General features: G+C 69.3%; 16 protein-coding genes, 1 tRNA gene and 1 pseudogene. 11 read left to right on the top strand and 7 right to left on the bottom strand.

Translation table 11 applies throughout. The annotated features are described in order from the left end of the window. Positions 1-10: 10 nt before the first annotated feature. Positions 11-3,502, bottom strand: a complete 3,492-nt coding sequence (gene mfd / locus AC0N04_RS14570) for a transcription-repair coupling factor (protein ID WP_474282880.1) — start codon at positions 3,500-3,502, stop codon at positions 11-13. Positions 3,503-3,581: 79 nt separating this feature from the next. Here mfd and ispD point away from each other — a divergent pair, with 79 nt between their 5' ends. Together ispD and ispF are read left to right on the top strand one after the other, a co-directional pair. Continuing rightward, on the top strand, positions 3,582-4,376 hold the full coding sequence (gene ispD / locus AC0N04_RS14565; RefSeq protein ID WP_474282878.1) for a 2-C-methyl-D-erythritol 4-phosphate cytidylyltransferase: 795 nt from the start codon (positions 3,582-3,584) through the stop codon (positions 4,374-4,376). Next, entirely contained in the window at positions 4,373-4,876 is a 504-nt protein-coding gene (ispF, locus tag AC0N04_RS14560) for a 2-C-methyl-D-erythritol 2,4-cyclodiphosphate synthase (protein ID WP_474282876.1), read from the top strand. The genes ispD and ispF overlap by 4 nt, the downstream gene beginning before the upstream one ends. A 64-nt stretch (positions 4,877-4,940) precedes the next feature. On the opposite strand, the gene AC0N04_RS14555 is transcribed toward ispF, so the two are convergent. Both AC0N04_RS14555 and ompR read right to left on the bottom strand, forming a co-directional pair. Further along, positions 4,941-6,272, bottom strand: a complete 1,332-nt coding sequence (locus tag AC0N04_RS14555; protein WP_474282874.1) for a sensor histidine kinase — start codon at positions 6,270-6,272, stop codon at positions 4,941-4,943. Next, positions 6,269-7,006 carry an osmolarity response regulator transcription factor OmpR gene (ompR, locus tag AC0N04_RS14550; protein ID WP_474282872.1) on the bottom strand — a complete coding sequence of 246 codons (738 nt, stop codon included), beginning with the start codon at positions 7,004-7,006 and terminating at the stop codon, positions 6,269-6,271. Before ompR ends, AC0N04_RS14555 begins: the two co-directional genes overlap by 4 nt. Before the next feature lie 147 nt (positions 7,007-7,153). Here ompR and AC0N04_RS14545 point away from each other — a divergent pair, with 147 nt between their 5' ends. Continuing rightward, the gene (locus AC0N04_RS14545) at positions 7,154-7,894 is read left to right on the top strand and encodes an SIMPL domain-containing protein (protein WP_474282870.1); all 741 of its coding nucleotides are present in this window, start codon (positions 7,154-7,156) and stop codon (positions 7,892-7,894) included. 40 nt (positions 7,895-7,934) lie between these two features. Here AC0N04_RS14545 and AC0N04_RS14540 read toward each other — a convergent pair whose 3' ends face one another. Continuing rightward, a complete protein-coding gene (locus tag AC0N04_RS14540) occupies positions 7,935-8,705 on the bottom strand; it encodes a 3-hydroxybutyrate dehydrogenase (RefSeq protein ID WP_474282868.1) in 771 nt (256 codons plus the stop codon). A gap of 69 nt (positions 8,706-8,774) precedes the next feature. Here AC0N04_RS14540 and AC0N04_RS14535 point away from each other — a divergent pair, with 69 nt between their 5' ends. The 4 genes from AC0N04_RS14535 to AC0N04_RS14520 all read left to right on the top strand — a co-directional run bounded on the left by AC0N04_RS14535 (position 8,775) and on the right by AC0N04_RS14520 (position 12,952). Beyond that, positions 8,775-9,656 (top strand): alpha/beta fold hydrolase, encoded by an 882-nt coding sequence (locus tag AC0N04_RS14535; protein ID WP_474282866.1) that lies wholly within the window; start codon positions 8,775-8,777, stop codon positions 9,654-9,656. Then, entirely contained in the window at positions 9,653-11,929 is a 2,277-nt protein-coding gene (locus AC0N04_RS14530; RefSeq protein WP_474282864.1) for a RelA/SpoT family protein, read from the top strand. The genes AC0N04_RS14535 and AC0N04_RS14530 overlap by 4 nt, the downstream gene beginning before the upstream one ends. A gap of 69 nt (positions 11,930-11,998) precedes the next feature. Further along, a tRNA-Val gene (locus AC0N04_RS14525) sits at positions 11,999-12,075 on the top strand. Between the two features lie 136 nt (positions 12,076-12,211). Further along, the gene (locus AC0N04_RS14520; RefSeq protein WP_474282862.1) at positions 12,212-12,952 is read left to right on the top strand and encodes a S1 family peptidase; all 741 of its coding nucleotides are present in this window, start codon (positions 12,212-12,214) and stop codon (positions 12,950-12,952) included. 10 nt (positions 12,953-12,962) lie between these two features. On the opposite strand, the gene AC0N04_RS14515 is transcribed toward AC0N04_RS14520, so the two are convergent. Then, positions 12,963-13,277: a BON domain-containing protein gene (locus tag AC0N04_RS14515; RefSeq protein ID WP_474282860.1), complete on the bottom strand. Its 315-nt coding sequence runs from the start codon at positions 13,275-13,277 to the stop codon at positions 12,963-12,965. Positions 13,278-13,496: 219 nt separating this feature from the next. Between AC0N04_RS14515 and AC0N04_RS14510 the strand changes: the two are divergent. The 3 genes and pseudogenes from AC0N04_RS14510 to AC0N04_RS14500 all read left to right on the top strand — a co-directional run bounded on the left by AC0N04_RS14510 (position 13,497) and on the right by AC0N04_RS14500 (position 16,508). Beyond that, positions 13,497-13,737, top strand: a pseudogene (locus AC0N04_RS14510) (glycine zipper 2TM domain-containing protein). Positions 13,738-13,910: 173 nt separating this feature from the next. Next, positions 13,911-14,813, top strand: coding sequence for a hypothetical protein (locus AC0N04_RS14505; RefSeq protein ID WP_474282858.1), 903 nt, complete (start codon positions 13,911-13,913; stop codon positions 14,811-14,813). Positions 14,814-15,305: 492 nt separating this feature from the next. Next, positions 15,306-16,508 carry an MFS transporter gene (locus tag AC0N04_RS14500; protein ID WP_474282856.1) on the top strand — a complete coding sequence of 401 codons (1,203 nt, stop codon included), beginning with the start codon at positions 15,306-15,308 and terminating at the stop codon, positions 16,506-16,508. A gap of 36 nt (positions 16,509-16,544) precedes the next feature. Here AC0N04_RS14500 and AC0N04_RS14495 read toward each other — a convergent pair whose 3' ends face one another. After that, positions 16,545-17,816 (bottom strand): sensor domain-containing diguanylate cyclase, encoded by a 1,272-nt coding sequence (locus AC0N04_RS14495; protein ID WP_474282854.1) that lies wholly within the window; start codon positions 17,814-17,816, stop codon positions 16,545-16,547. Between the two features lie 90 nt (positions 17,817-17,906). Then, a complete protein-coding gene (locus tag AC0N04_RS14490) occupies positions 17,907-18,338 on the bottom strand; it encodes an Lrp/AsnC family transcriptional regulator (protein WP_474282852.1) in 432 nt (143 codons plus the stop codon). 142 nt (positions 18,339-18,480) lie between these two features. On the opposite strand from AC0N04_RS14490, the gene AC0N04_RS14485 reads away from it, so the two are divergent. Then, positions 18,481-19,530, top strand: coding sequence for an ornithine cyclodeaminase (locus AC0N04_RS14485; RefSeq protein ID WP_474282850.1), 1,050 nt, complete (start codon positions 18,481-18,483; stop codon positions 19,528-19,530). Positions 19,531-19,580 lie beyond the last annotated feature (50 nt).

Below are 19,580 nucleotides of genomic sequence, written 5' to 3'. Positions count from 1 at the left end.
CCGCCCGCGTTCAGGCCGACACCGGCTGTCCCAGCGAGCGCAGGATGTCGCGCAGGTAGTGCGCCCGTTCGCGCGGCTCGGCCATCTCGCGCTCGATCCGCAGCTTGTCGTTGCCGGCCAGCTTCACGTGGCGGTTGCGCTGCACCAGTTCGATGATCTTCTGCGTGTCCACCGGGGCCCCCGGCTTGAAGGTGATGCTCATCAGCTTCGAATGGGCGTCGATCTTCAGCACGCCATAGGCCTTGGCCTGGATGCGCAGGCGGTGGGTGTCGAACAGGGTCTGACCCTGGGGCGGCAGTTTGCCGAAACGGTCGGTCACTTCTTCCAGCAGGCGATCGAGCTCGTCCGGCGTGTCGGCGCTGGACAGGCGCTTGTAGAAGTTCAGCCGGGTGTGCACGTCGCCGCAATAGGCGTCGGGCAGCAGCGCGGGCGCGTGCAGGTTGATCTCGGTGGTGGCGCCGAACACGGCCGACTGGGGGCTCAGCAGGTCGGGCTCCTCGCCGTTCTTCAGCGCGCGCACGGCTTCGGCCAGCATCTCGTTGTAAAGCTGGAAGCCGACCTCCATCATGTTGCCGCTCTGGTGATCGCCCAGCACCTCGCCGGCGCCGCGGATCTCCAGGTCGTGCATCGCCAGGTAGAAGCCCGAGCCCAGTTCTTCCATCTCCTGGATCGCCTCCAGGCGCTGCGCGGCCTGCTTGGTCAGGCCTTCCACATCGGGTACCAGCAGGTAGGCATAGGCCTGGTGGTGGCTGCGGCCCACGCGGCCGCGCAGCTGGTGCAACTGGGCCAGGCCGAACTTGTCGGCCCGGGCGATGACGATGGTGTTGGCGCTGGCCACGTCGATGCCGGTCTCGATGATGGTCGAGCACAGCAGCAGGTTGAAGCGCTGGGCGGTGAAATCACGCATCACGTGTTCCAGCTCGCGCTCGGGCATCTGGCCGTGGGCCACGGCGATGCGCGCCTCCGGGATCAGCTCCGCCAGCGCCTGCTTGCGGTTCTGGATCGTCTCGACCTCGTTGTGCAGGAAGTAGACCTGTCCGCCGCGCTTCAATTCGCGCAGCACCGCCTCGCGGATCACGCTCTTGCCCTCGTTGCGCACGAAGGTCTTGATGGCCAGGCGTCGCTGCGGCGCGGTGGCGATGACGCTGAGGTCGCGCAGGCCTTCGAGCGCCATGCCCAGCGTGCGCGGAATCGGCGTCGCCGTGAGCGTGAGCACGTCGACCTCGGCGCGCATCGCCTTGATCGCCTCCTTGTGGCGCACGCCGAAGCGGTGTTCCTCGTCGATCACCAGCAGGCCCAGGCGCTTGAACTTGACGTCCTTGCTGAGCAGCTTGTGGGTGCCCACGACGATGTCGATGGTGCCGGCCTCGATGCCTTCCAGCGCCGCCTTGACCTCCTTGGCGGTGCGAAAGCGCGACAGCTCCGCGACCTTCACCGGCCACTTGCCGAAGCGGTCGACGATGGTCTGGTAGTGCTGCTCGGCCAGCAAGGTGGTGGGGGCCAGGATCGCGACCTGCTTGCCGCCGATCACCGAGATGAACGCGGCGCGCAAGGCCACCTCGGTCTTGCCGAAGCCCACGTCGCCGCAGACCAGCCGGTCCATCGGCTTGGGACTGACCATGTCCTGGATCACCGCGTGGATGGCGGCCCGCTGGTCGGCCGTCTCCTCGAAGCCGAAGCTGGCGGCAAAGGCCTCGTAGTCGTGCGCCGAGTAGCGGTGCGCCATGCCCTCGCGCGCCGCGCGCAGCGCGTAGAGGTTGAGCAGTTCCGCCGCGGTGTCGCGCACCTGCTCGGCGGCCTTGCGCTTGGCCTTGTCCCACTGCGGCGAGCCCAGCTTGTGCAGCGGCGCTTCCTCGGCGCTGACGCCGGTGTAGCGGCTGATCAGGTGCAGCTGGGCCACCGGCACGTAGAGCGTGGCCTTGTCGGCGTACTCCAGGTGCAGGAATTCCGAAGGGCCATCGCCCAGGTCGATGTGGATCAGCCCCTGGTAGCGGCCGATGCCGTGGGCCGCGTGGACGACCGGGTCGCTGATCTTCAGCTCGGACAAGTCCTTGATCAGCGCGTCGACGTTGCTGGTCTGCTCCTGCTTGCGGTGCCGGCGGCGTGCCGTGGGGGCCGCGGCGAACAGCTCGGTCTCGGTCAGGAACTGGATCGCCGTGCCGCCGCCTCCGTCTGCCGGCTCGAACCAGAAAAAGCCCGACGCCAGCGGGGCGGCGGTGATCGCCACCTTGTCGTGCCCGGTTTCAAACTCGGCCAGCGTCGCGACGCTGGGCACCTCGATCCGGTGGTCGCGCAGCAGCTCGAGCAGGCTTTCGCGCCGCCCTTCGCTCTCGGCCACCAGCAGCACGCGGTAGGGCGTGGTGTCCAGATGTCGTTCGAGCGCCGCCAGCGGCTCCGTGCTGCCGCGGTCGGCCGAAATGTCGGGCAGCGGGCGAGCCCAGGAGACGGCGCTGGCGGACGCCGGGTCGGCCCCCACCGAGGCGTCGCCGCGTATCACCAGCGTGGCGTGGGCACTGCTGCGGGCGAAGAATTCGTCGGGCTTGAGGTAAATCGCCTCGGGCGGCAGGATGGGCCGGTCCGGGTCGTGCTGCAGGAAGCGGTGGCGCTCGCGCGTGTCGGCGGCGAAGTGCTGCAGCGCGTCGTCGACCTCGCCGTGCAGCACCAGCGAGGCGTTCTCGCCAAGGTAGTCGAAGATGGTCGCGGTCTCGTCGAAGAACAGCGGCAGGAAATATTCGATGCCCGCGGTGGCGATGCCTTGCGCGATGTCCTTGTAGATCCGGCTCTTGGTCGGGTCGCCTTCCAGCCGCTCGCGCCAGCGTTGGCGGAACCGGGTGCGCGCGGCCTCGTCCATCGGGAATTCGCGGCCGGGCAGCAACTGGACCTCGGGCACCGGGTAGAGGCTGCGCTGGCTGTCGGGGTCGAAGGTGCGGATCGAATCGATCTCGTTGTCGAACAGGTCGACCCGGTAGGGCACCTGCGAGCCCATCGGGAACAGGTCGATCAGGCCGCCGCGGACCGCATATTCGCCCGGCGACACCACCTGGCTCACATGGCTGTAGCCGGCCAGCGTAAGCTGGCGCTTCAGCGCGGCCTCGTCGAGCCGGGTCTTGTGCTTGAACGAGAACGTGGTGCCGGCGAGGAAGCCGGGGGGCGCCAGGCGGGTCAGCGCCGTGGTGGCGGGCAGCAGCACCACGTCCACATCGCCCTGGTGGATGCGCCACAGCGTCGCCTGTCGCTCGGAGATCAGGTCCTGGTGCGGGCTGAAGGTGTCGTAGGGCAGGGTTTCCCAGTCGGGGAACACCGCCACGCGCAGTCCGGGCGCGAAGAAGGGCAGCTCATCCGCCAGGCGCTGGGTGTCGGCCGGATCGGCGGTGACGATGCCGAGCAACTCCTTCCTGGCCGTGAGCGCCTGGGCGTGGCGGGCGAGCAGCAGGGCGTCCGCCGAACCGGTCGGGCGGGGCAGGGTGAATCGTTTGCCGGGGGCGATCGAAGGCAGGTGCATGGGGAGTCGCTGACAATGACAACACGCCCCGGAGCCGAGACTCGGGGGCGTTGCGAGCCCGGATTTTAGAATCGACCCGATGACCACCACTTCCACCGGGGCCGAACCCCGCTTCTTCGCCCTGGTGCCTTGCGCCGGCACCGGCACCCGGGCCGGCACGCAGGGCCCGAAGCAGTACGAGACGATCGCCGGCCGGAGCGTCGTCGCGCATACCGTGGCGGCGCTGGCGAGCGTCGAGCGCCTGGCCGCGACGCTGGTGGTGCTGTCGCCCGACGATGACCGTTTCGAGGCGCAGGCACCCGGGTTCACCGGGGACCGGGCCTGGGTGGCGCGGACCGGCGGCGCGTGCCGTGCCGAGACCGTCGCCGCCGGACTCGAGGCCTTGCGCGGGCGCGGCGTTCAAGCCGACGACTGGGTGCTGGTGCACGACGCCGCGCGCTGCCTGATCCGTCCCGAGTGGGTCGATCGCCTGATCGACGCCTGTGCCGACGACGAGATCGGGGGCCTGCTGGCGCTGCCTTTGGCCGACACGCTGAAGGCCGAGGAGGAGGGCCGGGTGGCCGCGACCGTGGACCGTACCGGCAAGTGGGCCGCTCAGACGCCGCAGATGTTTCGTCTCGGCATGCTGGCATCGGCGCTGGCCTTGGCCGGTGATCTGGTGACCGACGAGGCCCGCGCCATCGAGTTGCTGGGGCATCGACCGCGGCTGGTACGCGGCGACTACGAGAATTTCAAGCTCACCTGGCCTGGCGATTTCGCCTTGGCCGAGCGTCTGCTGGTCACCGCCGGGCGAGCCGGCGCGTCGCGGACCCCTGGGCCGGCGCGAGACCTTGCGCCGGGGCATCGTCCAACCGAAGGAGGTTCCCCGAGATGACGGAATCCACCTGGCCGGCCCTGAGGGTGGGCGAGGGCTGGGACACCCATGCCCTGGTGATCGGGAGGCCGCTCGTGTTGGGCGGCGTCACCATCCCCCACACCCATGGGCTGCTCGGCCATTCCGATGCCGATGCGCTGTTGCATGCCCTGACCGATGCCTTGCTGGGCGCCGCCGGGCTGGGCGACATCGGCCGCCATTTTCCTGACACCTCGGCCGAATTCGCGGGCGCCGACTCGCACCGGCTGCTCGCCGAAGCGGCCCGCCGGGTGCGCGAGGCCGGCTGGGGCGTGGTCAACGTCGATGCGACCATCGTCGCCCAGGCGCCGAAGATGGCGCCCCACATCCCGGCGATGGTGCTGCGCATCGCGCAGGCGCTGGCGCTGGACCCGGCTTGCGTCAACGTGAAAGCCAAGACGGCCGAGAAAATGGGCCCGGTGGGCGAGGGGCGCGCGATCGAGGCGCGCGCGGTCTGCCTGCTCGCGCGCGCTCGCGCCTGACGCGGCCGGGAAGGTCGCACCCAGGCCGTTCGGGCCGAAGCGTCCGGCCGGACCTGGACGGCTCTCAGTGGGCCCGCTTCAGGCGCACATGGGCGATCAGACCGCCGGTCTGGGCGTTGGCCAGGCGCAGGGCGCCGCCGATGCGCTGCAGCGCCCGGTTGACGATCGCCAGGCCCAGGCCGGCGCCGGTGGCCGAGGTGCGCGCGGCATCGCCGCGGAAGAACGGCGTGGTCAACTGCGCCAGCATGTCGGCCGGCACGCCCGGGCCGTGGTCGCGCACGCTGACGATCACCGCGTCGCTGGTCTGCACATGGCTCACCACCACCCGGGCCACGCCGGTGTCCTGGGATCGGCCGTAGCGGCGCGCGTTCTCGAACAGGTTGGCGAAGATCCGGCCGAGGTCGGTGTCGTCGCCCTCGACGATCAGCACCTTGGGCAGGTGGACCTGGATCTTCAGGTGGCCGGTACCGCGGAACGCGCTGGCTTCGCGCTCGATCACCCGGGCGACGTCGACCGGCTCGGTGCGGGTCTCGCCGGGCCGGGCGTAATCCATGAACTTGTCGATGATGTTGTCGAGCTGGTCGATGTCCAGCGCCATGTTGCGGCGCGCCTCCTCGTCTTCGACGCTGATTTCGGCCTCCAGGCGCAGCCGCGCCAGCGGCGTGCGCAGGTCGTGCGAGATACCGGCCAGCATCACCGCGCGCTCCTCCTCGACCTTGGCCAGTTCGCGGGCCATCCGGTTGAAGCCCATGTTGACGGCCCGGATCTCGCTGGTCAGCGTGGTCTCATCGAGCCGCGAATCGTATTCGCCCTCGCGGATCCGGCTGGCCGCAAACGACAGCTGCTGCAGCGGGCGGTTGATCAGGCGCGCCACCGCCACCGAGCCCAGCACGGTCGCGAGCAGCGCGATGCCGACCCAGACGAACCAGGTCCCCGGCGTCAGCGGCTGAAGGCGCGCGTATTCGGCCTGCATCCAGTAGGGATCGTGGTCGATGTTGAAGCCGACCCACAGCGCGGCCTGCCCGTTCACGCTGCGCGCGATGATGGTGTCGCTGCCCAGGCGGTGACGCAGATCGTCGGCCACCCGGCGGGTGAAGCGGTCGGTCTCGAAGGGCTCCCACGCGTCGGCCGGCTGGCGGTGGATGACCCGCACCGCCTCCTTGTCGCTCATGGTCTTGATCACGGCGATGCGGTTGATGCCGTCGGAGTAGCGCAGCGCCGCTCGCGACAGGTTCACCAGGCTGGCGATCTGCTGGGCCGCCTGCACCGCCCGCGGTTCGAATTCGAGCTGCTGCAGCGTGATGACCCAGGCGAAGATGCCGCAGGTCAGCAGCACCCCCAGCAGGAAGAAGGTGCGCCAGAAGAGATTCAGCGAGAACGAGGGTCGCGAACTCAAGGCGCTCCTTCACCGGGTACGAACACGTAGCCCACGCCCCATACCGTCTGGATGTAGACCGGGTTCGACGGATCGGCCTCGATCATCTTGCGCAGGCGCGACACCTGCACGTCCAGGCTGCGGTCGAAGGGCTCGAATTCGCGGCCGCGGGCCAGCTGTGCGAGCTTGTCGCGCGACAGCGGCTGGCGCGGATGGCGGACCAGGGCCTTGAGCATCGAGAACTCGCCGGTGGTCAGCGTGATCGGCTCGCCGTCGCGGGTCAGGCGGCGCAGCGACAGGTCGAACTCGAACGGACCGAAGTTCACCACCTCGCCGTCGCGGGCCGGTGCGCCCGGCGCTTCCTGGGCCGGCCGGCGGCGCAGCACGGCGTGGATGCGGGCCAGCAGTTCGCGCGGGTTGAAGGGCTTGGGCAGGTAATCGTCGGCACCGACCTCCAGGCCGACGATGCGGTCGACATCCTCGACCTTGGCCGTGAGCATGATGATGGGCGTCGGGTCGCTCGCGGCGCGCAGACGTCGACAGATCGACAGGCCGTCCTCGCCGGGCAGCATCAGGTCGAGGATGATCATGTCCACGGTCTCGCGCGTCAGCACGCGGTTCAGCGCCTTGGCGTCCTCGGCGAGCAGCACCTCGAAGCCTTCCTGCGTGAGGTAGCGGCGGAGCAGGTCGCGGATGCGGGCATCGTCGTCGACGACGACGATGCGGTCCGGACGGGTGGCGGCGGTGGTGTTCATGGCGAGCCCAAAATTTGTAACAACGCCGATTGTGCGGGGGTCGAGGCGGGGTCGACCGATCTATTTTGCATTGTGTTACCTCTGTTGCCCCTGCCCCGAAGTTGCAACATCGTCGGCGAAATGCCCGCCAAGCGCGTTGTAGCTGCCATGAACCTTCCTTTTTCGAATGCCGTCAGGCGCTGGGCGCCGGGCCGTCACCGGCTGGCGATGGTCATCTTGTCGGGCGCTTTCGCCGCGTCCTGCGGGGCGGCGGAGCTGCCACCGCCGCAAGGCGTGCTGAACCTGCGCGCCAGCGCCACCGTGGAAGTGCCACAGGACTGGATGACGCTGACCTTGACCGCCAACCGCGACGGCGCCGATGCCGCGTCGGTGCAGGCCCAGCTCAAACAGGCGCTGGACGTGGCACTGGGCGAAGCCCGCCGACAGGCCCGCCCTGGCCAGGTCGAGGTGCAGACCGGGGGCTTCTCGATCTATCCGCGCTACAACGCCAAAGGCGTCATTGGCGCCTGGCAAGGCAGTGCCGAACTGGTGGTGCAGGGGCGCGACATGGCGGCGATCGGCCAACTGGCCGGTCGGATCGGTACGATGAGCGTCGCTCGGGTGGGCTACAGCCTGTCGCGCGAGGCGCGCGAGACGGTGGAGTCCGAGGTCACCCACCAGGCGATCCAGCGCTTCCGGGCACGTGCGAGCGACGACGCCCGGCAGTTCGGCTATGCCGGCTACCAGGTTCGCGAGCTGTCGGTGGCGGTGGATTCCGGTGCCGTCGGCGGCCCGGCGCCGGCCGGCGTGATGGCCATGGCCCGCCTGGCCGACGCGGCACCGCTGCCGGTCGAGGCCGGCAAGGGCTCGGTCACGGCGACCGTCAGCGGCAGCATCCAGATGCAGTGACCCGGCCCGGCGCGGCCGCGCCCGGGTCAGCTGCGCCGGGTCACTGGGCGACCCAGCCGCCGTCCATGTTGATCGACGCGCCGCGCACGTTGTCGGCCGCCGGCGAGCACAGGAACAGCGCCAGGCCGCCCAGTTCTTCCGGCGTCGTGAACTGCAGCGAGGGCTGCTTTTCGGCCAGCAGCTGGCGTTTGGCTTCCTCCTGGCTCACGCCATCCGCCGCGGCACGCGCATCGACCTGCTTCTGGACCAGCGGCGTCAACACCCAGCCCGGGCAGATCGCGTTCACCGTCACACCGGTGGTCGCCGTTTCCAGCGCGACGGTCTTGGTCAGGCCGATCAAGCCGTGCTTGGCCGCCACATAGGCCGACTTCTGCGCCGAGGCCACCAGGCCATGGACCGAAGCCACGTTCAGGATGCGGCCCCAGTTGCGGGCCTTCATGCCGGGCAGGGCGGCCCGGATCGAATGAAACGCCGAGCTCAGGTTGATCGAGATGATCGCGTCCCAACGCTCGATCGGGAACTCCTCCACCGCGGCCACGTATTGAATGCCGGCGTTGTTGACCAGGATGTCGAGAGCGCCGAACTCGGCCTCGCAGGCTTTGACCATGGCCTCGATCTCGGCCGGCTTGCCCATGTCGGCGCCGTGGTAGCTGACCCGGCCGCCCAGTGCCGCCACTTCGGCCTTGGCCGCGTCCACCTCGCCAAAGCCGTTGAGCATCAGGTTCGCGCCCTGTGCCGCCAGCGCCTTGGCGATGCCCAGTCCGATACCGCTGGTGGAGCCGGTGACCACGGCGGTTTTACCTCTCAGCATGCTGAAATCTCCTGTGGGGTTGCTACAGTGGATTATGTGCGGTGCCCGACCGCGTTCCATTCGTCCACCATGCCCACCACCTTGAGTTCCTCCCCGCGCCTGCATGACGTGCAATGCCTTGGCGCGGCCGGCTTGCACCGCATGGCCTACGTCGAGTGGGGCGATCCGGCGAACGACCGCGTGGTGGTCTGCGCCCACGGGCTGTCGCGCCAGGGGCGCGATTTCGACACCCTGGCGCGTTCGCTGCAGGGCGACTTTCGCGTGGTCTGTCCGGACGTCGTGGGTCGGGGCCGTTCGGACTGGCTCGCCAACCCGGCGGGCTACGCGATTCCGGCCTACGTGGCCGACATGGTCACGCTGCTGGCGCGGCTGGATGCCCGCGAGCTGCATTGGGTGGGCACGTCGATGGGCGGGCTGATCGGCCTGGTGCTCGCATCCTTGCCCGGTTCGCCGCTGAGCCGCCTGGTGCTCAACGATGTCGGGCCGAAGATCGAATATGCGTCGCTGCAGCGCATCGGCCAGTACCTGGGGGTGCCGGCGCACTGGCGCACGCTGGACGAGGCGGCCGATGCGCTGTGGAGCATCTCGCAGAGCTTCGGACCGCACAGCCGCGAGCAGTGGCTGGCGCTGACGCGACCGCAGTTGCTGTCCGATGGCGATGGCTTCAAGCCCCATTACGATCCGGCGATCGCGGTGCCGTTCCGGGCCATCACGCCCGAGGCCGCCGCTGCTGGCGAGGCCTCGACCTGGGCGGCCTATGACCGTGTGGCCAGTCCCACGCTGTTGCTGCGCGGCGCCGAGTCCGACCTGTTGTCGGCCGCCACCGCGCTTGAGATGACCCGGCGTGGCCCCCACGCCCGGCTGCACGAATTCGCCGGCGTCGGCCATGCCCCGACCCTGGTCCAGGCCGATCAGATCGCGGTGGTGCAGGAGTTCCTGCTTCAGCCATGAAGAGCCTGATCGAGGTTGAGGAACCCGCCGCGCCCATCGTGACGCTCGCGGGGCAGATGGCGGCCGAGCCGGCCCCCGGCATGGCGGGCGACCGGCGCACGACCGCGGACGACGAGGAGCGGGCCCTGGAGCGGGCGCGCACCTTCGCCGAACCGCTGCTGGCGGAGCGGCGGCTCGATACCGGCGAGGAGGCGCTGAGCCATGCGGCCGGCGTGGCCGAGATCCTGAGAGCCATCGGCGGTGCGCCCAGCCTGCAGGCCGCGGCCTATCTGGTCTACGCGGGCGACTACCTGCAGCGCCCTGAGGAGGTCGTGAGCAAGGCCTTCGGCCCCTCCTATGCGAGCCTGGTCACGCTGACGCGCAAGCTGGTGCAGATCCAGCGTGCCGCGCGCGAAGCGCAGGTCGAGCAGGAATTGCAGGCCCAGCAGACCGAGCGCGTGCGCAAGATGCTGCTGGCTTTCTCGCGCGACCTGCGGGTGGTGCTGCTGCGGCTGGCCTCGCGGCTGCAGACGCTGCGCTGGTACGCCGCCGCCCGCCAGTCCTGCCCGCTGGCGCTGGCCGCCGAGTCCCGCCAGGTGTTCGCGCCGCTGGCCAATCGGCTGGGCATCTGGCAGATCAAGTGGGAGATGGAAGACCTCGCCTTCCGTTTCCTGCAACCCGACGAATACCGGCGCATCGCCGGCCTGCTGGCCGAGCGTCGTGTCGAGCGGGAGGCCGGGGTCGAGGCAGTGCGCCAGCAGATGGCCGACGATCTGCGCGCCCACGGCGTGGCGGCGCTGGTGCATGGCCGGCCCAAGCACCTCTACAGCATCTGGAAGAAGATGCAGGGCAAGCACCTCGATTTCCAGCAGGTGCTGGACTTGCGTGCGTTGCGCGTGATCGTTGCCGACGTGCCGGCCTGCTACGCCGCGCTGTCGCGCGTCCACGAGCGCTACCGGCCGGTGGACAACGAGTTCGACGACTACATCGCGCGCCCCAAGCCGAACGGCTACCGATCCCTGCACACCGTCGTGCTCGACGACGACGGGCGCGCGGTGGAAGTGCAGATCCGGACCCAGGCGATGCATGACCATGCGGAATACGGCGTGGCCGCGCACTGGGCCTACAAGGAGGCGGGCACCAAGGGTTACGCCGGCGTCAGCGCCGCGGGCGAGTTCGAGGAGCGCGTCGCCGAGGCGCGCAAGGCGGTGCTGCGCCAACTGCTGGCCTGGGAGCGGGACTTTGCCGGCCAGAGCGCCGAGGCCGCGTCGCCAGGCGGCGGCTTCGACGACCGCATCTACGTTTTCACGCCGCAGGCCACGGTGATCGAGCTGACCGCGGGTGCGACACCGGTCGACTTCGCCTACGCGCTGCACACCGACCTGGGCCACCGCTGCCGGGGCGCGCGCGTCGACGGCGTGCTCGTTCCGCTGTCCACCGCGCTGAGCAACGGGCAGACCGTGGAGGTGACGGCCGCGAAGGAGGGCGGGCCATCGCTGGACTGGCTGAACCCGGAACTGGGCTTCCTGAAGAGTCCGCGGGCCCGCGCCAAGGTGCGGGCCTGGTTCAATGCGCAGGCCCAGGCCGGGACCATCGCCCGCGGCCGCGAGCAGGTCGAAAAACTGCTGCAGCGCGAAGGCCGTACCGCGATCAAGCTCGATGACCTGGCGTCGCGGCTGGGCTTTCGCGATGCCGATGCGCTGTTCGAAGTGGTGGGCAAGGACGAATATTCGCTGCGCAACATCGAGCAATTGCTGCGGCCGCCCGAGCCGCCTGCCGAGGTCGACGAAATGCCCACGCTGCGGCGCGCCCGCAGCGGCGACAACGCACGCGGCGGCGTGCTGGTGGTCGGGGTCGAGAGCCTGTTGACCAGCCTGGCCCGTTGCTGCCGTCCAGCGCCGCCCGACGCGATCGGCGGCTTCGTCACCCGCGGCAAGGGCGTGGCCGTGCACCGGGCCGATTGCCAGAACTTTCGCCACATGGCGCAGCGCCTGCCCGAGCGCGTGATCCCGGTCACCTGGGGTGTGCCGTCCCAGGGGTCCGACGCACCGGTCTACCCGGTGGATGTGCTGATCGAGGCGGGTGATCGCCCAGGCCTGCTGCGCGACATCACCGAGGTGTTCTCGAAAGAGCGCATGAACGTCGTGGGCGTGCACACCCAGTCGGTGCGCGACGGCGGCGGAAAGACCGCGTGGATGACCTTCACCGTCGAGGTGGCCGAGGCCTCGCGACTGCGCGCCGTGCTCAAGCAGGTGGGCAACGTGGCCGGCGTGCGCAACGCGCGGCGAAAGTGACCGCGCGCGCCGCCTGGGCAGCCGGCCTGGAGACAATATTCGAAATCATGCTATAGTAGAAGGCTCAGCAGGCGCGTAGCTCAGTTGGTTAGAGCACCACCTTGACATGGTGGGGGTCGTTGGTTCGAATCCAATCGCGCCTACCAGATTGCCAAGCCCGACACGGTATTCATCGTGTCGGGCTTTTCGCTTTCCGGGCCGCGCCTGGTGGGCGACAGGGGCGGGCGCCGTTTGTGCGCCATCGCACGGGGCGCTCGGCCGCTCCGGTGGTACCTTTCGGCCATGATCGAGAGTCTGCTGCTGACGACTGCGCGGGTGTCCACCTTCCTTGGGTCGCAGATGCTGACCGGCGCCAGCGGTTTCTTCTTCGAGCGCGACCAGCGGCTGTTTTTCGTGACCAGCCGGCATGTGCTGATCGACGCGCCGAGCAAGCACTTTCCCGATCGCATCGAGATCGAACTGCACACCGATGCGAGCAACCTGACCCGCTCGACGGCGCTGTCGGTGCTGCTGTACCGGAACGCCCGAAGCGCCTGGCGCGAAGGCAAGGACAGCGGAGGCGACATCGACGTGGCGGTGATCGAGATCGATCGCGCCGCGATGCCGGCCGACGCGGCGATCGCGTGTTTCTCGCCGGCCCATCTGCAGGGCTCGTTGCAAGAGGTGGAGGTCGGCGGCGCGCTGTTGATCGTCGGCTTTCCCCTCGGGTTTCATGACGCTCTGCACCACCTGCCGGTGGTCCGCGGGGCCACGATCGCGTCGTCGTTCGGGTTGCGATTCCAGGGCCAAGGCTACTTCCTGACCGACGCACGAACCCACCGTGGCACGAGCGGCGCCCCGGTGGTGATGCGCTGTGACGACGGCGATCCGTCTTTGCCGTGGAAATTGCTGGGCGTTCATTCGTCGCGCATGGACATGCGCACGCGCGACCTGAATCTCGACGAGTCGCTGGGCCTGAACTGCGCCTGGTATGCCGACATCCTGCTGACGCTGACCGAGGAGCCCGAGCGCGCCCGGGCCTGATACGGTCGTCTCAAGGACGCACGACGATCTGGTTCTTGACCCGGTGCACGCCATTGACCTTCCAGGCAATTTCTCCGGCGATGCGCTTCTCGTCGCTGGTCTTGGCGAAGCCGGAAAGCATCACGGTGCCGTTCAAGGTCTCGACGCCGATGCTGGAGGCATCCACGTCCTTGTTGTCCAGGTACCGCCCTTTCAGCGCCGTGGTGATGCTGGCGTCGTCGACGTAGGCGCCGACGCTTTCCTGCCCACGGCTGACGGCGCAGCCCGTGGTGCCCGGGACGAGCGCCGTGAACAGCGAGGCGATGAGGGTGTTGCGACACGTCATGGGAGTTCTCCTTGCGCACGGCATGTTGTGCTCGACGAGCCCGTGGTGAGGTCAATCGACGTCACCTGTTGACGGACCCTGCATCGTCCGCCTCCGAGCACATCGAGTTGGTGCGCTGTCGCACGCAGCGTCGTCTCGGTGCGTCGGCGCACAGACCGTCGCTGGTTGCGAAGACTACAAAGAACATGCGGACGACGACATCCCTCCCGGGAATCAGTTATCTCCGTTCCTTCACTTTTCAGGAAATCGCACCCTGTCACGACCCTTGTCGCTCTCTCGCTGGCTGCCCTGTCCGTGGTGGCTTGCGGGGAGATGTCTCGACGCGACCAGAACACAGCCACCGGCGCGATCATCGGGCGTCGCGGGCTCGGTGCTGACCGGTGGCAGCGCCGCGGGCGCGGTCGGTGGCGCGGCGGTCGGCGGCGTGCTCGGCAGCCAGGTCGATCCCAAGCACCGGTGAGCCCCGCGCGCCACCTGCCAGGCTGCGGTGAAGAGGGCATCCATGGCGGCGGGCGGCCGGGCGCACAGAAATTGCGGACGGTTGAGCGCAGACTGAGATGGGTCAACACCCTGCCTTCGGTGTCGCGGCCCACTGACTTTCAATCCCTCCACTTCCATCCAGGAGCCATCACCATGCGCTATTCCTTGATCGCCCTGACCTTGTTGCTGAGTCCGTTGGGGGCCGCCCAGGCCCAGATCAGCGTCGGCATCGGCGTCGCGTTACCCGGCGTCAGCATTGGCATCAACATGCCGGCGTATCCCCGGCTGGTCCGGGTGCCGGGCTATCCGGTCTATTACGACCCGAATGCCGACGCCAACTACTTCTTCTACGACGGCCTGTACTGGGTCTTTCGTGACGATGGCTGGTACCAGAGCACTTGGTACAACGGCCCATGGCTGTATGAGCCGCCCGAGAGCGTGCCCTTGTTCCTGCTGCGCGTGCCGGTGCGGTACTACCGCCGGCCGCCAGGCTATTTCCGCGGCTGGCGTGTCGATGCGCCGCCGCGGTGGGACACGCACTTCGGCCCGGGCTGGGCGCAGCAACGGCGCGGCTGGGATCGTTGGGATCGCCGCGCGGTGCCGGCCCCGGCGCCGTTGCCGCTCTACCAGCGCCAGTTCAGCGGCGAGCGCTATCCCCAGCAGCTGGATCAGCAGCGCACGATTCGGGCCCAGCGCTACCGCTACCAGCCGCGCGACGTCACCGCGCCGCAGCGCGAGCAGCAGCGAGAGCATCTGCAGACGCAGCAGCGCGAGCACTTGCGCGACCAGCCGGCCCCCTCGCAACCCCAGTTGCCTGGTGATCGCCCGAACATCCTCTCGCCGCAGCGTAGCGAGGCGCCCGGCCACCGCGCGCCGATGCCCCAGCCGATCCGTGGGCGCGAAGGCTATGCGCCTCCCGCGGCCAATCCGCACGGCGAGGGTCCGGCGGGGGCTGCGCAGCGGCGCGACAACCGCCAGGATCCCGGCCCAGACAGGCAACGCGGCGACCCCCGCGATGATCGCCGCGGCAGTCGCCCTGGCGATGGCCCGAACTGAGTCCGCGCCGCTCCGCGCTTCCTGGGTCGCTGCCAGGTCGGGGTCGACCAGGTGATCCAGGCTCAGCCGCAACCAACGGCACCGCTGCGGGTCGAGCGAACGGTGGCGGTTGCACAGGGTGGTCTGCGAGCCATGGGTGGTCAGGACGCCTCGATGACATCGGCGTTCTCCTGGCTCGGAAGGTCACGCGGGCGACTGCCGATCGGGTCGTTCTGGCTCACCCGGAACCCTTAACGGTAGCGCCGGGGAAGTCTTGTAGCTCGCCGGGGGGCTGCGCCCACGGGGCGAGGCGATTCCTCGTCGGTCCGTGTGCGGCACCGGACAACCGGCTCCGAGCGCAGGGCGCGCCCCTGGACCCTGAACGCTCCTGACCTGCCGCTGAGGCCGGGGCGCGGCTTGTCCGAGGGGCGTGCGGGCCGGTGAAACCCGGCCTGCCACCCTGCCATGCGAAAGCAGGGATGATGTGCGCGCCGCCACTCCGTCAGACGTCCCATGAGCCGATCCCCCGATGCCGTCACCTTGACTTCGCCGTCCGCCGGCCTGGCAGGGGGCATGGTCCTGCTGATGGCCACGGCCTGCGGCCTGATCGCCGCCAACCTGTATTACGCACAGCCGATCATCCGGCTGATCTCGCCCGACATCGGGCTCGGCACCTCGCTCGCCAGCCTGATCGTCACGCTGACCCAGATCGGCTACTGCACCGGTCTGCTGCTGCTGGTGCCGCTGGGCGATCTGGTGGAGAACCGGCGGCTGGTCGTGGTCACCCTCAGCGGCGGCGCGCTGGCGCTGGCGCTGGCCTCGCAGGCGCGTTCGCCGGCGTGGTTCCTGCTGGCGTCCCTGCTGACGGGCATCGGCTCGGTCGCGGTGCAGATGCTGGTGCCGATCGCGGCCTACTTTTCTCCCGATGCCAGTCGTGGGCGGGTCGTGGGCAACGTGATGAGCGGGCTGCTGCTGGGCATCATGCTGGCCCGACCGGTGTCCAGCCTCGTGGCCGGCAGCTGGGGCTGGCGGACCGTGTTCGCCGCGTCCTGCGTGCTGATGCTGCTGCTGGTCGGCGTGCTGTGGCGCCTGCTGCCGCAGCGACGGCCACAGGCCGAGCACAGCTATGCCTCGCTGATCCGGTCGCTGGGCGGCTTGTGGCGAGAGACGCCGCTGTTGCGACGACGCGCGCTCTACCAGGCAGCGCTGTTCGCGTCGTTCAGCCTGTTCTGGACGGCGGTGCCGCTGCTGCTGAGCGGGCCGCGCTTCGGACTGGATGCGCGCGGCATCGCCTGGTTCACGCTGGCCGGGGCCGCAGGTGCGCTGGCGGCCCCGGTGGCCGGACGCCTGGCCGACCGGGGCCGCACGCATGCCGCCACCGGCGTGGCCATGAGCCTGGTGGCGGGCTCGTTGGCGCTGGCCTGGGTCGGCGGCGAGACCGGGTCGATCGTGCTGCTGCTGGTGGCCGGCATCGTGCTCGACATTGGCGTGCAGGCCAACCTGGTGCTGGGCCAGCGCAGCATCTACGCGCTCGGCGCGAACGCGCGCAGCCGCATGAACGGGCTCTACATGGCCACCTTCTTCGCGGGCGGCGCGCTGGGCTCGGGCGTGGCCAGCGCGGCCTTTCTGCACGGGGGCTGGCTGGCGGTGTCGGTCGTCGGCGTGGCCTTTCCGACCCTGGCGCTGCTGTACTACAGCCGCGACACCCCGGAATGACCGGATCGGCGGCGGCCTGCGCGGCGCGCCTGGCGATCAGCCCAGGCAGACGGTGTTGCGGCCTTGGCGCTTGGCCTGGTAGAGCGCACGGTCGGCGCGCTCCAGCACGTCGGCCGAGCGGCCGTCGGTGTGCTGCCAGCAGGTGATGCCGATGCTCAAGGTCAGGGTCACCTGCAGGTCGGGTGCCAGCGTGATCGGGGTGCTGGCCACGGCGCTGCGCACGCGCTCGGCCACGTCCCGCGCCGCGGCCAGGTCCGAATCGTCCAGCACCAGCAGGAACTCCTCCCCGCCCAGGCGGCCGAAGTTGTCGCTGGCCCGGCTGTGGGTTTCCACCAGCCGCACGATCTGGCACAGCGCGGCGTCGCCGGCGGTGTGCCCGTGGGTGTCGTTGACGCGCTTGAAATGGTCGAGGTCGAGCACCAGGGCGCAAAACGGCGGCAGGTCGCGTCGGCCGCCGCGCCGCTTGAGGGCGTGCTCCAGCGTTTCGAGGATGCGCCGGCGGTTGGGCAGGCCGGTGAGGTGATCGCGCGTGGCCAGCCGCTCCAGCTCGCGCTCCATCGTCTTGCGCTGCGTGATGTCGCGCCAGATGCCCTCGACCCCCGCGTACTGGCCTTGTTCGTCGCGCAGCGCATGGGTGCTGATCGAGATGTCGATGATGCGGCCGTCCTTGCGTCGCATGCGGCCGGGGAAGTCGTGCACGAACCCATTCGATTTGATGGCGGCCACCAGGGCGTCGCGTTCGCTCTGGTCCGGGTAGAACGCCGCGGCCGGCAGGCCGATGATCTCTTCGGCGCTGTAGCCCAGCACGTTCTTGACGGCCGGGCAGACGTAGCGGGTGATGCCCTGCGCATCGGTGCGGTAGAACACGTCCTGCATCGTGTTCATGATGCGCTGGAAGTTCTGGTCGGTTTCCTGCAGCCGGGCTTCCATCGCTGCCCGTTCGGTCATGTCGAGGAACGCGGCCAGCACGGCGCCGCGATCGCCGATCTGGACATGGTTGCTGGTCATGGCCAGCACCAACGACTGCCCGCTGCAACTGTAGGCCCGGAATTCGGTCGGCGGATTGGTGACGTCGCCGCTCTCGGCCCGCTGGATGCGGGCCAGCACGCGGTGCAGGTCCAGCGGGTGGATGAACTCCGGCACGGGCCGCCCGATCAGGTCGCTCGGCTGGGCCGCGTTCATCAGCGTCAGCGCCGCACGGTTGGCGTATTGCACCTTGCCGTCGAGGATCACGACGACGCTGGCCGGCAGACTGTCCAGCCAGGCTGCCGAGGGACTCAAGGCCGTGGCATCGATGAGGTGGGGCACGGTGTCAAGCTCCGGTGGGCTCGGTGCAGGGGCTTGCAGTGCCCGCGCACCGGCGAAGCGTCGCATCGTACGTGATGCGAGCCCGCCGGGCTACAGCTTGTGGGTGGACAGCAGCAGGCTGGTTTCGGTGCTGGCGATGCCATCGACGAGCCGGATGCTGCCCAGCACGCGATCGAACGCCTCCAGCGTCTCGGCCTGCAACTCGGCGACGAAGTCCCAGCGGCCGTTGGTGGAGTGCAGGGCGACCACGTTGGGGTGGCCCCGGAGTTGCGCCAGCACCTCGGTGCCACGGTTGCCTTCGACCGCGATCGTCATCCAGGCCCGGATGCGGTGCGCCTCCACCTGTGGCTTGAGGCGCACCGTGTAGCCCACGATCACGCCCTCGCGTTCGAGGCGGGCGAGGCGGTTCTGCACCGTGCCCCGCGCCACCTTCAAGGTCTGCGCCAGGCGCGCGACCGGGCTGCGTGCGTCGTCGCGCAGCAGCGCGATCAACGCGCGGTCGGTGTCATCCAAAGTGGTCATATTGCCATCTACATGTATCTATGTGATCAGCATACCGATCTTTTTGATCGAATCTTGGGCTTCCTCTTGGCGCCGGCCCTGACGAGACTGTGGGGCAGCGACGGCCGCCTTCTGCGTCGTCGACAGCCCAGGAAAGCGCTTCATGACCCGTTTTGTCGACGTTCCCGCCCTGTCCCGCCTGCTCCAGGAGGTCGGCGTGCCCGTATTTCTGTCCCGCCTGGCCGACACGATCCATGCTGATTTCCAGCGCTGGGAGGAGTTCGAGAAGTCGGCGCGGGTGGCCAGCCACTCCTCGGTCGGGGTGATCGAGCTGATGCCGGTGGCGGATGCCCGGCGTTACGCCTTCAAGTACGTCAACGGCCATCCGAGCAACACGGCGCGCGGCCTCTATACGGTGATGGCCTTCGGGGTGCTGGCCGAGGTCGACACCGGCTACCCCTTGCTGCTGTCCGAACTGACCTTGACCACGGCGTTGCGTACCGCCGCCACCTCGGCCGTGGCCGCCCGGGCGCTGGCGCGACCGGGTGCGAGCCGCATGGCGTTGATCGGCAACGGCGCGCAGAGCGAGTTCCAGGCCGTGGCGTTCCACCACCTGCTGGGCATCGACGAGGTTCGGGTGTTCGACATCGATCCGGCGGCGACCGACAAGCTGCAGCGCAACCTGGCGGCCTTTCCCGCGTTGCGGGTCGTCCGCGCGGCGTCGGTGGCCGACGCGGTCCGCGGGGCCGACATCGTCACCACCGTCACCGCCGACAAGTCGCGCGCCGCGATCCTGACCCCTGACCTGATCGAGCCCGGCATGCACCTCAACGCGGTCGGCGGCGACTGTCCCGGCAAGACCGAATTGCACCCCGAGGTGCTGCGCATCGCACAGGTGTTCGTCGAGTACGAGCCCCAGACCCGGATCGAAGGCGATCTGCAGCAGATGCCGGCCGACTTTCCGGTCGTCGAGCTCTGGCGGGTGCTGAGCGGCACGGTCGCGGGCCGGCAGCGCGACGAGCAGGTCACGGTGTTCGACTCGGTGGGCTTCGCGCTGGAGGACTACTCCGCGCTGCGCCTGCTGCACACCCTGGCCACCGAACTGGACATCGGCCAGGACGTGGACCTGGTGCCCCGTGGCGACGACCCCAAGGACTTGTTCCGCCTGACCCGTGGCGGCGCGCTCCGTGCCGCACTGCGGCGGGTGGCGTGACGGTGCGGCCGGCGGCTGGGTCGGGCCCGGGCGCAGGCCGCCGCGGCGCG

The organism is Ideonella sp. sgz306126 (assembly GCF_056032705.1).
Note: the sequence above shows the minus strand (reverse complement) of the source record. Positions and strands in the feature narration are given on the sequence as shown.